13 protein-coding genes are annotated in these 14,060 nt (G+C 71.9%); 5 read left to right on the top strand and 8 right to left on the bottom strand.

All coding sequences use genetic code 11. From position 1 onward, the window contains the following. Nucleotides 1–10: 10 nt before the first annotated feature. From tsaE to QOL88_RS23880, 4 genes are all read right to left on the bottom strand, one after another. Nucleotides 11–529: a tRNA (adenosine(37)-N6)-threonylcarbamoyltransferase complex ATPase subunit type 1 TsaE gene (gene tsaE, locus QOL88_RS23895; RefSeq protein ID WP_097219319.1), complete on the bottom strand. Its 519-nt coding sequence runs from the start codon at nt 527–529 to the stop codon at nt 11–13. Then, nucleotides 498–1,757: an alpha/beta fold hydrolase gene (locus tag QOL88_RS23890; protein WP_097219317.1), complete on the bottom strand. Its 1,260-nt coding sequence runs from the start codon at nt 1,755–1,757 to the stop codon at nt 498–500. The genes tsaE and QOL88_RS23890 overlap by 32 nt, the downstream gene beginning before the upstream one ends. A 133-nt stretch (nt 1,758–1,890) precedes the next feature. Then, entirely contained in the window at nt 1,891–3,057 is a 1,167-nt protein-coding gene (alr, locus tag QOL88_RS23885) for an alanine racemase (RefSeq protein ID WP_097219314.1), read from the bottom strand. A gap of 561 nt (nt 3,058–3,618) precedes the next feature. Next, nucleotides 3,619–5,052 carry an NAD(P)H-hydrate dehydratase gene (locus tag QOL88_RS23880; RefSeq protein WP_097219312.1) on the bottom strand — a complete coding sequence of 478 codons (1,434 nt, stop codon included), beginning with the start codon at nt 5,050–5,052 and terminating at the stop codon, nt 3,619–3,621. Between the two features lie 165 nt (nt 5,053–5,217). Between QOL88_RS23880 and QOL88_RS23875 the strand changes: the two genes are divergently transcribed. Next, a complete protein-coding gene (locus QOL88_RS23875) occupies nt 5,218–6,372 on the top strand; it encodes a hypothetical protein (RefSeq protein WP_097219310.1) in 1,155 nt (384 codons plus the stop codon). Between the two features lie 139 nt (nt 6,373–6,511). Next, entirely contained in the window at nt 6,512–6,784 is a 273-nt protein-coding gene (locus QOL88_RS23870; protein WP_097219307.1) for a hypothetical protein, read from the top strand. A gap of 58 nt (nt 6,785–6,842) precedes the next feature. Here the strand turns inward: QOL88_RS23870 and QOL88_RS23865 are convergent, their stop codons facing one another. Then, a complete protein-coding gene (locus QOL88_RS23865; RefSeq protein ID WP_097219305.1) occupies nt 6,843–7,214 on the bottom strand; it encodes a holo-ACP synthase in 372 nt (123 codons plus the stop codon). Nucleotides 7,215–7,369: 155 nt separating this feature from the next. Here QOL88_RS23865 and QOL88_RS23860 point away from each other — a divergent pair, with 155 nt between their 5' ends. Continuing rightward, nucleotides 7,370–7,729: a hypothetical protein gene (locus tag QOL88_RS23860; protein ID WP_097219303.1), complete on the top strand. Its 360-nt coding sequence runs from the start codon at nt 7,370–7,372 to the stop codon at nt 7,727–7,729. Between the two features lie 81 nt (nt 7,730–7,810). Here QOL88_RS23860 and glmS read toward each other — a convergent pair whose 3' ends face one another. Then, complete coding sequence (gene glmS, locus QOL88_RS23855) at nt 7,811–9,658, bottom strand: glutamine--fructose-6-phosphate transaminase (isomerizing) (RefSeq protein WP_097219301.1); 1,848 nt, start codon at nt 9,656–9,658, stop codon at nt 7,811–7,813. A gap of 315 nt (nt 9,659–9,973) precedes the next feature. Between glmS and coaA the strand changes: the two genes are divergently transcribed. Further along, nucleotides 9,974–10,942 carry a type I pantothenate kinase gene (gene coaA / locus QOL88_RS23850; RefSeq protein WP_179878939.1) on the top strand — a complete coding sequence of 323 codons (969 nt, stop codon included), beginning with the start codon at nt 9,974–9,976 and terminating at the stop codon, nt 10,940–10,942. A 31-nt stretch (nt 10,943–10,973) separates the two neighbouring features. Beyond that, nucleotides 10,974–11,927 (top strand): DUF389 domain-containing protein, encoded by a 954-nt coding sequence (locus QOL88_RS23845; protein ID WP_097219296.1) that lies wholly within the window; start codon nt 10,974–10,976, stop codon nt 11,925–11,927. Between the two features lie 81 nt (nt 11,928–12,008). On the opposite strand, the gene glmM is transcribed toward QOL88_RS23845, so the two are convergent. Both glmM and rpsI read right to left on the bottom strand, forming a co-directional pair. Beyond that, a complete protein-coding gene (glmM, locus tag QOL88_RS23840; protein WP_097219292.1) occupies nt 12,009–13,367 on the bottom strand; it encodes a phosphoglucosamine mutase in 1,359 nt (452 codons plus the stop codon). Between the two features lie 165 nt (nt 13,368–13,532). Next, complete coding sequence (gene rpsI, locus QOL88_RS23835; protein WP_097219289.1) at nt 13,533–14,045, bottom strand: 30S ribosomal protein S9; 513 nt, start codon at nt 14,043–14,045, stop codon at nt 13,533–13,535. Nucleotides 14,046–14,060 lie beyond the last annotated feature (15 nt).

Below are 14,060 nucleotides of genomic sequence, written 5' to 3'. Positions count from 1 at the left end.
GCGGCGAGCACTAGGCGACGAGCACGCTCAGATCCGCCTCGGCCCAGCGTTCCCCCAGACCGGTGACCGTCATCTGCCGGACCTCGTCGGTCGTGTCGCCCACCGCCCGGTGGATCACGACCTGGAGCCGGTCCTCGGTCAGCTCCTCGACCTTGCCCTCGCCCCACTCCACGACCACCACGGAGTCGGGCAGCGAGACGTCGAGGTCGAGGTCCTCCATCTCGTCCAGACCGCCGGAGAGGCGGTAGGCGTCGACGTGGACCAGCGGCGGTCCCTCGCCCAGCGAGGGGTGCACCCGGGCGATCACGAACGTCGGCGAGGTGACGGCCCCGCGCACGCCGAGCCCCTCGCCCAGCCCACGGGTCAGCGTCGTCTTGCCCGCGCCGAGCTCCCCGCTGAGCATCACCAGGTCACCGGCGCGCAGCAGTTTCGCGAGCCGGCGGCCCAGCTCCCGCATCTGCTCGGGGGACGTGACGACGATCTGGACGGAACCGGACTCAGCCGGGCTGTGCGGTGCTGGTGCTTCCATAGCCCTTCACGGTAGCTCCTGCGGGCACGGCACCCGTGCGGGTGAGCAGGTCGGCGAGGCGGTCGGTGACCACTTCCGGATGTTCCAGCATCACCAGGTGGCCCGCGTCCGGCACCAGCACCAGCTCGGCGTCCGGCAGCAGATCGGCGATGGCCTCGCTGTGCTCACTCGGCGTGACCAGGTCCTGCACCCCGGCCAGGACGAGCACGGGCAGCTCCGCGAAGTGAGCGAGCGCCTCGGTCTTGTCGTGGTCGTTGAACGCCGGGTAGTACTCGGCGACCACGTCGATCGGCGTGCTCTCGATCATCCGCTCGGCGAACCGGGCGACGGCCGGGTCGACGTCCCTGGACGCGAACGAGTACCGCTTGATGATCCCGGCGAACAGGTCCGCGGTCGCCCGGCGCCCCTTCTCCACCAGCTCGGCCCGCTGCCCCAGCGCCTTCAGCACCCCCGGCAGCACGCGGCGCACCACGTTGACCCCGGCGACGGGCAGGCCGTAGTTGACCTCGCCGAGCCGCCCCGAGGACGTCCCCACGAAGGCGACCCCGACCACCCGCTCGCGGATCAGCTCGGGGTACTGGTCGGCCAGCGCCATCACCGTCATGCCGCCCATGGAGTGCCCGACCAGCACGAGCGGGCCCTCGGGGGCCGCGGCGTCGATGACGGCCTTGAGGTCGCGGCCGAGCTGCTCGATGGTGATCGGCTCGTCGTCCCGCGTCTGGGCCAGGCCCCGCCCGGACCGGCCATGGCTGCGCTGGTCCCAGTGCACCGTACGCACGACGCCCCGCAGGGCCGCCCGCTGGAAGTGCCAGGAGTCCTGGCTGAGGCAGTAGCCGTGGCTGAAGACCACGGTGACGGGAGCGGGTGACTTCCGGCCGAAGAGCCGACGGCGGCGCGGGCCGAGGGCGGCGGGGGCGGCCTCCGGGTCGAGGTCGTCGACCTCGTAGTACAGCTCGGTGCCGTCGTCGGCGAACGCCTTGCCCGGCATGCCGCGCAGTGAGCCGTACGGCCCGGCCGAGTCCAGGGCGAGCCGGGCCTTCTGGCGCATGCCGCGGCCGACCGTCATCCGTTCCAGGGCGACGCCGGCGGCCGCGCCCGTGGCCACCACGCCTATCGCCACGCCGGCGATACCGGTCGCCCGGCGCCAGCCTCCCGCCGCCCCCGCGGCGGAGGCCGCGACGGCCGCGGAGGCGACGTCCGCGACGACCTCCGCACTGCTCTCGCTCACGTACCGCTCCTCTTCGCCGGGGTGCTGTCGGGTGCCTCACCGGGCCCGGTGAATCGGTGGGTCCGGTGAGGCTGATGTTGCCGATGTTGTCAGGGTGCCCGGTGTTCCTCGTGTGACGGGTTCCCCGTCCGAGTTACCCGTCCTGTTCCTCATTCACATAGACGCGAGGAACACGCGTTCCGATCCGGGTCACGATCTCGTAGGCGATGGTTCCGGCCGCCTGGGCCCAGTCCTCCGCGGTGGGCTCTCCGCGGCCCCCGGGCCCGAAGAGGACCGCCTCGGCCCCCGCCACGGGCTCGTCGCCCCCCAGATCCACCACGAACTGGTCCATCGCGACCCGCCCGGCGATCGTGCGCCACTTGCCCTCGACCAGGACCGGCCCGGCCGAGGAGGCGTGCCGCGGGATGCCGTCCGCGTAGCCCAGCGGCACCAGGCCGAGGGTGGTCGCGCCGGGTGTCACGTAGCGGTGGCCGTAGCTGACGCCGTGCCCGCCCGGTACGTGCTTGACCAGGGCCAGCGAGGCGGACAGCGTCATCACCGGGCGCAGCCCGAAGTCGGCCGGGGTGCCCAGCTCCGGGCTGGGCGAGATGCCGTAGGTGGCGATGCCGGTGCGGACCAGGTCGAAGTGACTCTCGGGGAGCGTGAGCGTGGCCGGCGAGTTGGCGATGTGCCGGACCTCGGGGCGTACGCCCTGTCCCTCGGCGTACGCGACCATGTCGCGGAACACGCCGAGCTGGGCGGCGATGGAGGGATGCCCGGGCTCGTCGGCGCAGGCGAAGTGCGACCACAGCCCCGTGACGCGCAGCAGCCCCTCGGCCTCCGCCCGCAGAGCCGCACGGACCAGCGCGGCCCAGTCCTCCCCGGGCTGGCACCCGTTACGTCCGAGCCCCGTGTCCGCCTTGAGCTGCACGCGTGCGGGCCGGTCGGCGCCCCTGGCCGCCTCGACGACCTCCTCCAGGGCCCACATCCCGCTGACGGACACGTCCAGCTCGGCCTCGATCGCCTCGCGCCACGGTCCCCCGGGCGTCCACAGCCAGCACATGATGCGACCCGGCAGCCCGGCGGCCCGCAGAGCGAGGGCCTCCTCGGGCGTGGCCGTACCCAGCCAGCTCGCCCCCGCGGCGACGGCCGCCCGGGCGCACGGCACAGCCCCGTGCCCGTACGCCTCGGACTTCACCACGGCCATCACGGCCGCGCCCGGCGCATGGGCGCGCAGAGCCCGCACATTGGCCCGCAGGGCGGCCAGATCGATCTCGGCACGGGCCCGCAGGGGCGCGGTCGGGGCTGTTCTCTCGCTCATCGCGCCCAGTGTCTCAGAGGGCCCGGACACCTCTGCGGCGGCAGGCCCACCGTCGGGCCGGCTCCTGCCTCCGCACGGAGCCGATCGCAGACTGCCCGACGCTTGACAACGCCCCCGCCCTTCAATCCGCCCAACGCCGGAGGACAAGACCGTCCAGACCGAAACGGAGACCCCGAACCCGGCAACGCCCCCGCCATTCAACCCGTCCGGCGCTTGAGGACGAGGCCGTCCAGGCCGAAACGGAGACCCCGAACCCGGCAACGCCCCCGATATTCAGCCCGTCCGGCGCTTGAGGACGAGGCCGTCCAGGCCAAAGCGGAGACCCCGAACTCGCCAACGCCCCCGCCATTCAGCCCGTCCGGCGCTTGAGGACGAGGCCGTTCAGGCCGAAGCGGGGGCCCGGGGGCGGCAGCCCCCGGAGTCGGGCAGGGAAGGGGCGGAGGGGGCGACCCACCCCCACAGCAACCCCCACACCCACCCGCGCCGACCGCCCACCGCCACAGCCAGGCCCCCGCCCCTGCCTCCGCCAGGCCCCCACCCCCACCCCCACCCCCACCCAAGTCACTCAGCCAGAACATTCCGCCAAGCCCCCCGAACCGCATCCGCCACATCATGCGCCCCCACCGGCGCCCCATCCGCCGCCAACCGCCCGGCGAGCCCGTGCAGATACGCCCCCACACTCCCCGCATCCACCGCCGACAACCCGGCCGCCAGCAACGACCCACCCAGCCCCGACAACACGTCCCCGCTCCCGGCCGTCGCCAGCCACCCCGTCCCCGTCGGATTCACCCGCACCGCCCCACCCCCCGAGTCCGCCACCAGCGTCGTGGACCCCTTCAGCAACACCGTCGCCCCGTACCGCCGCGCCAGCTCCCGAACCGCCGCCAGCCGGCCGCCCTCGACCTCCCCGCGCTCCACACCCAGCAGGGCCGCCGCCTCCCCCGCGTGCGGCGTCATCAGCGTCGGCGCCCGCCGCCCCCGCACGACCTCCGCGTCCGCCAGCCGCAACCCGTCCGCGTCGATCAGCACCGGCACGTCCGCCGCCAGCACCTCCGCCACCGTCGCCGCGTCGTCCCCGGCCCCCGGTCCGACGACCCACGCCTGGACCCGCCCGGCGTGCTTCGGCCCCTGATCCGACACGAGCGTCTCGGGGAACCGCGCGATGACGGCGTCCCCGGCCGGCCCGACGTACCGCACGGCCCCGGCCCCGCCCCGCAGCGCGCCCGAGACGGCGAGCACCGCGGCCCCCGGGTACCGCGCCGACCCGGCGGCGATCCCGACCACGCCCCGCCGGTACTTGTCGCTCTCCGCCCCCGGCAGGGGCAGCAGCCGGGCCACGTCCTCGTGCTGCAACGCCTCCAGCTCCGGCTCGACCGGCAGCTCCAGCCCGATGTCGACCAGCCGCACCGACCCGGCGTACTCCCGTGCGGGATCGATCAGGAGCCCCGGCTTGTGCGTCCCGAACGTCACGGTCAGATCCGCCCGCACGGCAGGCCCGCGCACCTCGCCGGTGTCGGCGTCGACACCGCTCGGCAGATCCACGGCGACGACGGCCCCGCGCGAGCGCCCGGCCGCGGCGGCCAACGGCACCGCGTCCGGCCGCAGCCCGCCCTTCCCGCCGATCCCGACGATCCCGTCGACGACGAGGTCCGCGCCCTCGACGAGCGCCTCCCCGTCACCGGCCCCCGCGACCCGCCCCCCGGCCCGCCGCAACGCCGCGAGCCCCGCCGCGTGCGCCCGCTCCGGCGCGAGCAGCACCGCCGTGACCCCGGCTCCCCGGCGGGCCAGCCGGGCTCCGGCGTACAGGGCGTCACCCCCGTTGTCGCCACTGCCGACCAGCAGCACGACCCTGCTGCCGTACACCCGCCCCAGCAGGTCGGCGCAGGCCGCGGCGAGCCCGGCGGCGGCGCGTTGCATCAGCGCCCCCTCCGGCAGCCGCGCCATCAGCTCCCGTTCGGCGTTCCGGACCGTCTCCACGCTGTACGCAGTACGCATGCGGTCGAGTTTCCCGCAGGACCGCCGGCCCACTCCCCCTCCCACGCCTCCTCCGCACCGGCGAACTCTGTCGCGTCCATTGACGCTTTGCCGCCCCTTTGCCAGACTCCCGCCGCGCAGAAAGCGCTTGCACACTCCCCCTCGTTCGACGAAACCGAGGCCCCCATGGGACGCAGAGCCGCATTACTGGCCGCCGCCGGTGCCACCGCCCTCCTCACCGCCGCCGGCACCCTGCCCGCCCCCGCCACGGCCGCCCCCACGCGCGCACTGGCCTGCGGAGACGGCTCCTACCAGGCCGAGGCCGTGCAGAGCGGCGGCAACTGGACCGCCCGGCGCGGCGGCAGCACCGTCTACACCGGCACCGACATGCGCGCGGCCGTCCAGGCGGCCGTCAACAGCCTCACCTCCGGGCGCACTTCGAAGGAACGGGTCGTGGTCCGCGGTTCGGGTTCGGTCTCGGCGGGCTCCCGCATCTCGCTGCCGAGCTACACCGTCCTCGACGTCTGCGGCACGATCAACGTCACCGGCAGCGGCTCGGGCGACCAGGCGCCGGTCTACTCGCGCGGCACCCGCGACGTCGAGGTCCAGAACCTCAAGCTCACCGGTACCCCGCTGTACGGCATCTTCCTGCGCAACGTCCAGAACGTGGTGCTCGGCCAGATCGACATGCACCTGACCCGCGGCCTGGGCGTCCGCATCGACAACCGCGGCGACACCAGCCAGTGGACGCGCAACATCCGCATCGACGACGTCTACGTCTCCGGCGCGTCCAGTCACGCGGTCGAGACCTACGGCGTCGACGGCATCACCATCGGCACGGTGACGGCCCGCAACGTCGGAGAGTCGGGCCTGTTGCTCAACCAGACCATCAACGCCAAGGTCACCAAGGTGGACGCCGAGAACGCCGGCACGGGCACCGGCTACGCCGCCTTCCGCATGGCCAACCGCAACGGCCGGGTCGGCAGCGGCTACCCCACCAACATCCGCGTCGGCGAGGTCGTCGCGCGCGGCGGCGGACGCGGCGTGTTCTGCGTCTCGGAGAGCGGCGGGGCCGTCATCGACAGAGTGACGCTCTCCAACACCGGCAACAACTCGGTCCTGATCGAGAACTGCTACAACGTCAGCCTCGCGGCACAGAGCGGCACGATCACGGGCGGCGGCGAACTGCGCCTGGCGGCCCGCTCGGAGTTCCCCAACAACAAGGACATCACCATCCAGAACCTGACGGTCACCAACTCGGCCATCAGGGAGAGCCCGTGCGGCGAGAACACGACGTTCCGCAACATCACACGGGTGAACAGCAGCCAGTCGATCTGCTGACCCGGACCTCCATGCTCCGAAACCCTCGCCACCACATCACACCCGGCGGGGGTTTCGGGGGTCCCGCCCCACGGACGACGCCCCGGGCGTATGATCGAGCCGGGTTTTGAACTCGTTCAAAAAGGGGGATCGGCGAGACATGACCAGCTCGACAGCGCCGGGCGACACAGACAGCCCCGCCACCGCCCTCGGCCCGACGGCCCTGATCCTCGGTGCCTTCTCGGTGGTGGGCACCTGGGCGTTCCTGATCCCGTGGACGGTGCCGGCCGGCGCCCTCGCGGTGACGTTCGGGACGATGGGCCTCCACCACGCCCGCAAGGGCACGGGGAGGCTGTGGCCCGCGGCGGCCGGTACGACCCTGGGCGCGATCGGCCTCATCGGCACGATCACGCTGATCTGGTCCCTGGCCTAGGGCCCGTCGCACCAGGCCCCGCGCCCGCGGCCCGGCCCGGACGGCAGGCCCCAGGACCTCACCCCTCCGCGATCACCACCGCGGAGGCCACCCCCGCGTCATGACTCAGGGACACGTGCCAGCTCCGCACGCCGAGTTCGGCGGCCCGCGCGGCCACCGTTCCGCTCACCCGCAGCCGGGGCTGCCCACTGTCCTCGACACACACCTCGGCGTCCGTCCACAGCAGCCCGGGCGGAGCGCCGAGCGCCTTGGCCAACGCCTCCTTGGCCGCGAACCGCGCGGCGAGGGAGGCGACGCCCCGCCGCTCCCCGCTGGGCAGCAGCAGCTCCCGCTCCACGAACAGCCGCGCGGCCAACGCGGGCGTACGCTCCAGTGAAGCCGCGAACCGCTCGATCTCGGCAACGTCGATGCCGACCCCGATGATGCTCATGGGCAGCACCCTACGGTGACGGGCCCGATCCGGGGCGAACGGCTCCCGGGTGCCGCCCGGCCGACCCCGTGATCCTCAACTCTCCCTCCCCGCTATAGAGTTCGCGCTGACCGCGATGTGCAAACGGCATCGCACCGAACGGGAGGACACCGTCCATGAAGTTCAAGTCGCTGGGGACCGCGGCCAGTGCCATAGCTCTCCTCGCCACGGCCCTCACCGGCACCGTCGCCACCGCCGGCACCGCCGCCGCGGCGACGCAGCCCGACTGCAGCAGCGCGCTGACCAACGTGAAGCCCAAGGCGACCGTCAACCTCCGCAGCCAGCCCAAGACGAGCTCGACCGCTCTCGGCACCTGGGGCAAGGGCCAGAACGGCGGCATCTGCTTCGGCGGCAGCAAGCCCGTCACCGGCGGCAGCTACACGGCCTGCGGCAAGACGAGCAACAAGTGGTACTACGGCGGCCCCAACAGCACCAGCGTGGAGGGCTGGGTCCCCGCGACCTGCCTGCCCGTCTGAGCACCTGACGGTCTGACCGGCTGATCCGAGGGGCGAAGGGCATCCGGCCCTTCGCCCCTTTCGCTCACTCCGGCCTTCCGCTCACTCCACCGTCACCGACTTGGCCAGGTTCCGGGGCTGGTCCACCTCGTTCCCCCGGGCCGTCGCCAGCTCGCACGCGAACACCTGCAGCGGCACCGTCGCGACGAGCGGCTGCAGCAGGGTCGGCGTGGCGGGAATCCGGACCAGGTGATCCGCGTACGGCACGACCGCCTCGTCGCCCTCCTCGGCGATCACGATCGTCCGCGCACCCCGCGCCCGGATCTCCTGGATGTTGGACACGATCTTGTCGTGCAGCACCGACCGCCCGCGCGGCGACGGCACCACCACGACCACCGGCAAATCCTCCTCGATCAGGGCGATCGGCCCGTGCTTCAGCTCCCCGGCCGCGAACCCCTCGGCGTGCATGTAGGCGAGTTCCTTGAGCTTCAGCGCGCCTTCGAGCGCCACCGGATACCCGACGTGCCGGCCGAGGAACAGCACCGTCTTCTTCGAGGCCAGCGTGCGCGCCAGCTCCCGCACCGGCTCCATCGTGCCCAGCACCTGCTGCACCGCGTCGGCGATCGAGGACAGGTCGCGGATCACCGCCCGGATCTCGTCGCCCCACTTCGTGCCCCGCACCTGGCCCAGGTACAGGGCCACCAGGTAGCACGCCACGAGCTGCGTCAGGAACGCCTTGGTCGAGGCGACGGCCACCTCCGGCCCGGCGTGCGTGTACAGCACCGCGTCCGACTCACGGGGAATCGTCGAACCGTTGGTGTTGCAGATCGCCAGCACCTTGGAGCCCTGCTCACGGGCGTGCCGCAGCGCCATCAGCGTGTCCATGGTCTCGCCGGACTGGGAGATGGCGATGACCAGCGTCTGCGCGTCCAGGATCGGGTCCCGGTAGCGGAACTCGCTCGCCAGCTCCACCTCGCAGGGCAGCCGCGTCCAGTGCTCGATCGCGTACTTGGCGATCATCCCGGCGTGGAAGGCCGTACCGCAGGCGACGATGACGACCTTGTCGATCTCCCGCAGCACCCGCGGGGGGATCCGCACCTCGTCCAGCGTCAGCGAACCGGAACCGTCGATCCGGCCCAGGAGGGTGTCGGCGACCGCCTTGGGCTGCTCGGCGATCTCCTTGAGCATGAAGTAGTCGTAGCCGCCCTTCTCCGCGGCCGAGGCGTCCCAGTCGACGTGGTAGGACCGCACGTCGGCCGGGCGGCCGTCGAAGCCCGTCACCGTCACGCCGTCCCGGCGCAGCTCCACCACCTGGTCCTGGCCGAGCTCGATCGCGGAGCGCGTGTGGGCGATGAACGCGGCGACGTCCGAGGCGAGGAACGCCTCGCCGTCGCCGACGCCGACCACCAGCGGTGAGTTCCGCCGCGCGCCCACGACGACGTCCGGCTCGTCGGCGTGCACCGCGACCAGCGTGAACGCGCCCTCCAGCCGCCGGCACACCAGCCGCATCGCCTCGGCGAGATCCGCGCAGGAGGAGAACTCCTCGGCGAGCAGATGGGCGACGACCTCGGTGTCCGTCTCGGAGGCCAGGTCGTGGCCGCGCTCCGCGAGTTCGGCCCGCAGCGGGGCGAAGTTCTCGATGATGCCGTTGTGCACCACCGCGACCCGGCCCGCGTTGTCGATGTGCGGGTGGGCGTTGATGTCCGTCGGACCGCCGTGCGTGGCCCACCGGGTGTGCCCGATGCCCGTCGCGCCGGCCGGCAGCGGCCTGCCGTCCAGCTCCTTCTCCAGGTTGAGCAGCTTCCCGGCCTTCTTCGCCGTCGCCAGCCCGCCGTCGGCCAGGACGGCGACGCCCGCCGAGTCGTACCCCCGGTACTCCAGCCGCTTCAGCCCGGCCATCACGACCTCGAGCGCGGACTGCGGCCCCACGTATCCCACGATTCCACACATGGGCGGCAGCTTAGGGTCGATTCCCGCGCCGAACCGGCCGCAGCGTGCCCGAAATCGGAAATAATAGGGGCTCAAGACGAGAGGACCGCGTCCTCGCGCGCCGCCAGGTCGACGCCGGCCGACGCCTCGGCCTCCTTGAACCGCTTGACCAGCCTTCCGCCCACCTCTCCCGCAAATGTGACGCACACCACTGACATTCCTCCTGCATCAGTTTTCACCAGGAGGAAGCGGGGCGAACGCCTCGCGTGACGGATCCCACCTCACCATCTGTTCGTACGCCCGTAACAATGGACTGTGATCTCTCCGGTCTCCCCGATGCCCCGGAGCGCCCACCGGCCCCGCCCGGAGGCGACTCCCTACGTCGACCTCACCCGAGCCGAGTGGAGCGCGCTGCGTGACAAGACGCCGCTGCCGCTCACGGCCGAGGAGGTCGAGAAGCTGCGCGGTCTCGGCGACGTGATCGACCTCGACGAGGTGCGGGACATCTACCTCCCGTTGTCCAGACTTCTCAACCTCTACGTCGGTGCCACCGACGGTCTCAGAGGCGCGCTGAACACGTTCCTGGGCGAGCAGGGTTCCCAGTCGGGCACCCCGTTCGTCATAGGGGTCGCCGGCTCGGTCGCCGTGGGCAAGTCGACGGTCGCCCGCCTCCTCCAGGCCCTGCTCTCGCGCTGGCCCGAGCACCCGCGCGTCGAGCTGGTCACCACCGACGGCTTCCTGCTGCCCACGAAGGAACTCCAGGCCCGCGGCCTGATGTCCCGCAAGGGCTTCCCGGAGTCCTACGACCGCAGGGCCCTGACCCGTTTCGTCGCCGACATCAAGGCCGGCAAGAACGAGGTCACCGCGCCCGTCTACTCCCACCTGATCTACGACATCGTCCCCGACAAGAGGCTCACGGTCCGCCGCCCCGACATCCTGATCGTCGAGGGTCTGAACGTCCTCCAGCCGGCCCTGCCCGGCAAGGACGGCCGCACCCGGGTCGGTCTCGCCGACTACTTCGACTTCAGCGTGTACGTCGACGCCCGCGTCGAGGACGTCGAGACCTGGTACCTCAACCGCTTCCGCAAGCTGCGCGCGACCGCCTTCCAGGACCCCTCCTCGTACTTCCGCAAGTACACCCAGGTCTCGGAGGAGGAGGCCCTGGACTACGCCCGGACGATGTGGCGCACGATCAACCGGCCCAACCTGGTGGAGAACATCGCCCCCACCCGCGGCCGCGCCACCCTCGTGGTGCGCAAGGGCCCGGACCACAAGGTGCAGCGGCTCAGCCTGCGCAAGCTGTGACGCCGGGGAAAAGGCGGGTTAGATGAGCGCCATGCTCCATCTGCGTCTGATCACACCCTCCGACCGGACCGACGAGGTGGTCCTGCTGATCGAGAAGACGGTCGGCACCACCCACCTCGTCGTACTGCCGGGCGCCGCCCGCGACCCCGCCGGGGACGTCGTGATGTGCGACGTGGCCCGCGAGGCGGGCGACGAACTCCTCGCCGGGCTGCGGAAACTGCGCATCGACACCACCGGCTCGATCGCCGTCGAGTCCATCGACCTGTCCCTGTCGGAGCGGGCCGACAAGGCGGAGGCCGACGCACCGGGCGAGGGCGCGGACGCGGTGCTGTGGGAGCAGCTCACCGAGGCGACGCACGAGGAGTCGACCCTCTCCGTCACCTACCTCGCCTTCATCACGCTCGCCACGATGATCGCCGCCTGCGGTGTGGTCCTGGACAACGCGATCCTGATCGTGGGCGCCATGGCGGTGGGCCCCGAGTTCGGTCCCCTCACCGGCGTCTGCACCGCGATCGTCCGGCGCCATCCGCGCCTGGCCCTTCGTTCTCTGATCGCGCTGCTGGTGGGCTTCGCGGTGGCGATGGCGGTGACGGTCGGCTTCAGCCTCCTCATGGACGCCGCCGGCCAGTTCACGGAGAGCAGTCTGGAGGCCGACCGGCCCAACACCGGCTTCATCTACGCCCCCGACAAGTTCTCCTTCATCGTGGCGGTCCTGGCCGGCGTCGCCGGCACCCTCTCCCTGACCTCGGCCAAGTCGGGAGCGCTGGTGGGGGTGGCCATCTCCGTCACCACGGTCCCGGCCGCCGCGAACGCGGCCGTGGCCCTGAGCTACGGCGACACGAGCCAGACCTGGGGCTCCACCGAGCAGCTCCTGCTGAACCTGCTGGGCATCATTGTCGCCGGCACGGCCACCTTGCTGGCCCAGAAGTGGTTCTGGTGGAAGCAACGCGGGCGACTTCCAAGGGACGTGAGGACAACTCCCTAGGGGCGCGGGGAACTGCGCGACAAGCCACACACAGCCCGCGGCCCGCCGACGACCGCAGCGCCCACCCCGCCTCCCCCGTTCCTAACCGAGCGCAGACTTCACCGCATCAGCCAGCCGCCCCGCGACAGACCGAGCCTGCTCGATGTCGGCCGCCTCGACCATCACCCGAACCAACGGCTCGGTCCCGGAGGGCCGCAGCAGCACCCGCCCGGTCTCCCCGAGCTCCCGCTCCGCGTCAGCAACCGCCGACGCCAGCTCCGAGGACGTCCCCACGCGGGACCTGTCGACATCCGGCACGTTGATCAGCACCTGCGGCAGCCGCTTCATGACCCCGGCGAGATCCGCGAGCGTACGCCCGCTCTGCGCCACCCGCGCCGCCAGCAGCAGCCCGGTCAGCGTCCCGTCCCCGGTCGTCGCGTGGTCGAGGATGATCACGTGCCCGGACTGCTCGCCACCGAGGGCGAACCCGTGCTCCTTCATCTCCTCCAGCACGTACCGGTCACCGACGGCGGTCTGCACCAGCCGGATGCCCTCGCGCTCCATGGCGAGCTTGAACCCGAGGTTCGACATCACCGTGGCGACGACCGTGTCGGACCGCAGCGCGGAGCGCTCCCGCATCGCCAGCGCGAGCACGGCGAGGATCTGGTCCCCGTCCACCTCCGCGCCGGTGTGGTCGACGGCGAGACACCGGTCGGCGTCACCGTCGTGCGCGATGCCGAAATCGGCCCCGTGCTCGACGACGGCGGCCTTGATCTTGTCCAGGTGCGTCGACCCGCACCCGTCGTTGATGTTGAGCCCGTCGGGCTCGGCCCCGATCGTGACGACCTCGGCACCGGCCTGCTGGAACGCCTCCGGCGAGACCCGGGCGGCGGCACCGTGCGCCTCGTCCAGGACGACCTTCAGCCCGTCGAGCCGGTTCGGCAGGGCACCCAGCAGATGCGCCACGTACCGGTCGGCACCCTCTTCGTACGCCCGTACGCGGCCCACGCCGGACCCGGTCGGCCGGTCCCACGGGGCACCGGTGCGGTGCTCCGCGTAGACGGACTCGATGCGGTCCTCCAACTCGTCGGCGAGCTTGTGCCCGCCGCGGGCGAAGAACTTGATGCCGTTGTCCGGCATGGCGTTGTGGCTCGCGGAGAGCATCACACCGAGGTCGGCGCCGAGCTCCGCGGTCAGGTACGCGACGGCGGGCGTCGGCAGCACGCCGACCCTCAGGACGTCCACTCCGGCGCTGGCGAGGCCCGCGACCACCGCGGCTTCCAGGAACTCCCCGGACGCACGGGGGTCACGCCCGACCACGGCCTTCGGCCGGTGTCCCTCGAACGTGCCCGCCTCGGCCAGTACGTGTGCCGCGGCCACGGAGAGGCCCAGGGCCATCTCCGCCGTCAGATCCGCGTTGGCGACACCGCGCACGCCGTCCGTGCCGAAGAGTCGTCCCACAGTGGTGTCCTCCGAATTACTGAAGAGAATGCGGCTCACATCCCCGAGTACACCCCCTGAGACTGTCCGAGGGCTGTAGGGGTTGTGTAAACGAACCGCCCCGGCAGCACAACCGTGCCGCCGGGGCGATCGAGGCGAAGCCAGTCGCGAGGACGGGCGTCGCGTTTAGCGCTTGCTGTACTGCGGAGCCTTGCGGGCCTTCTTCAGACCGGCCTTCTTGCGCTCGACCGCACGATCGTCGCGCGTGAGGAAGCCGGCCTTCTTCAGCGGGCCGCGGTTGTTGTCGACGTCCGCCTCGTTCAGCGCACGGGCGACACCGAGACGGAGCGCACCGGCCTGACCGGAGACACCGCCACCGGAGATGCGGGCGACGACGTCGTAACGGTCGTCGAGCTCGAGCACCTTGAAGGGCTCGTTGACTTCCTGCTGGTGCACCTTGTTCGGGAAGTAGTCCTCGAGGGTGCGACCGTTGATCTTCCACTTGCCGGTGCCCGGGACGATCCGGACGCGGGCGATGGCGTTCTTGCGACGGCCCAGGCCGGCGGCCGGCTGGGGCTCGCCGAAGCGGGAGGCCATGGACTCCGAGGTGTACTCACCCTCGACGGGGACCTCGGACTCGGTGGTGTAGCTGTCGATGTCAAGCTCTTCGAGCGGCTGCTCGGCAGTGGTCTCGGCCACGATTCTCCTCAGAAT

The organism is Streptomyces sp. Ag82_O1-12, assembly GCF_900182715.1.
GTDB classification, from domain to species: domain Bacteria; phylum Actinomycetota; class Actinomycetes; order Streptomycetales; family Streptomycetaceae; genus Streptomyces; species Streptomyces massasporeus.
Note: the sequence above shows the minus strand (reverse complement) of the source record. Positions and strands in the feature narration are given on the sequence as shown.

Coding starts and splice junctions, on each gene's coding strand:
- tsaE (WP_097219319.1), bottom strand. CDS start 529: ATGGAAGCACCAGCACCGCACAGCCCGGCTGAGTCCGGTTCCGTCCAG.
- alr (WP_097219314.1), bottom strand. CDS start 3,057: ATGAGCGAGAGAACAGCCCCGACCGCGCCCCTGCGGGCCCGTGCCGAG.
- QOL88_RS23880 (WP_097219312.1), bottom strand. CDS start 5,052: ATGCGTACTGCGTACAGCGTGGAGACGGTCCGGAACGCCGAACGGGAG.
- QOL88_RS23875 (WP_097219310.1), top strand. CDS start 5,218: ATGGGACGCAGAGCCGCATTACTGGCCGCCGCCGGTGCCACCGCCCTC.
- QOL88_RS23870 (WP_097219307.1), top strand. CDS start 6,512: ATGACCAGCTCGACAGCGCCGGGCGACACAGACAGCCCCGCCACCGCC.
- QOL88_RS23865 (WP_097219305.1), bottom strand. CDS start 7,214: ATGAGCATCATCGGGGTCGGCATCGACGTTGCCGAGATCGAGCGGTTC.
- QOL88_RS23860 (WP_097219303.1), top strand. CDS start 7,370: ATGAAGTTCAAGTCGCTGGGGACCGCGGCCAGTGCCATAGCTCTCCTC.
- glmS (WP_097219301.1), bottom strand. CDS start 9,658: ATGTGTGGAATCGTGGGATACGTGGGGCCGCAGTCCGCGCTCGAGGTC.
- coaA (WP_179878939.1), top strand. CDS start 9,974: ATGCCCCGGAGCGCCCACCGGCCCCGCCCGGAGGCGACTCCCTACGTC.
- QOL88_RS23845 (WP_097219296.1), top strand. CDS start 10,974: ATGCTCCATCTGCGTCTGATCACACCCTCCGACCGGACCGACGAGGTG.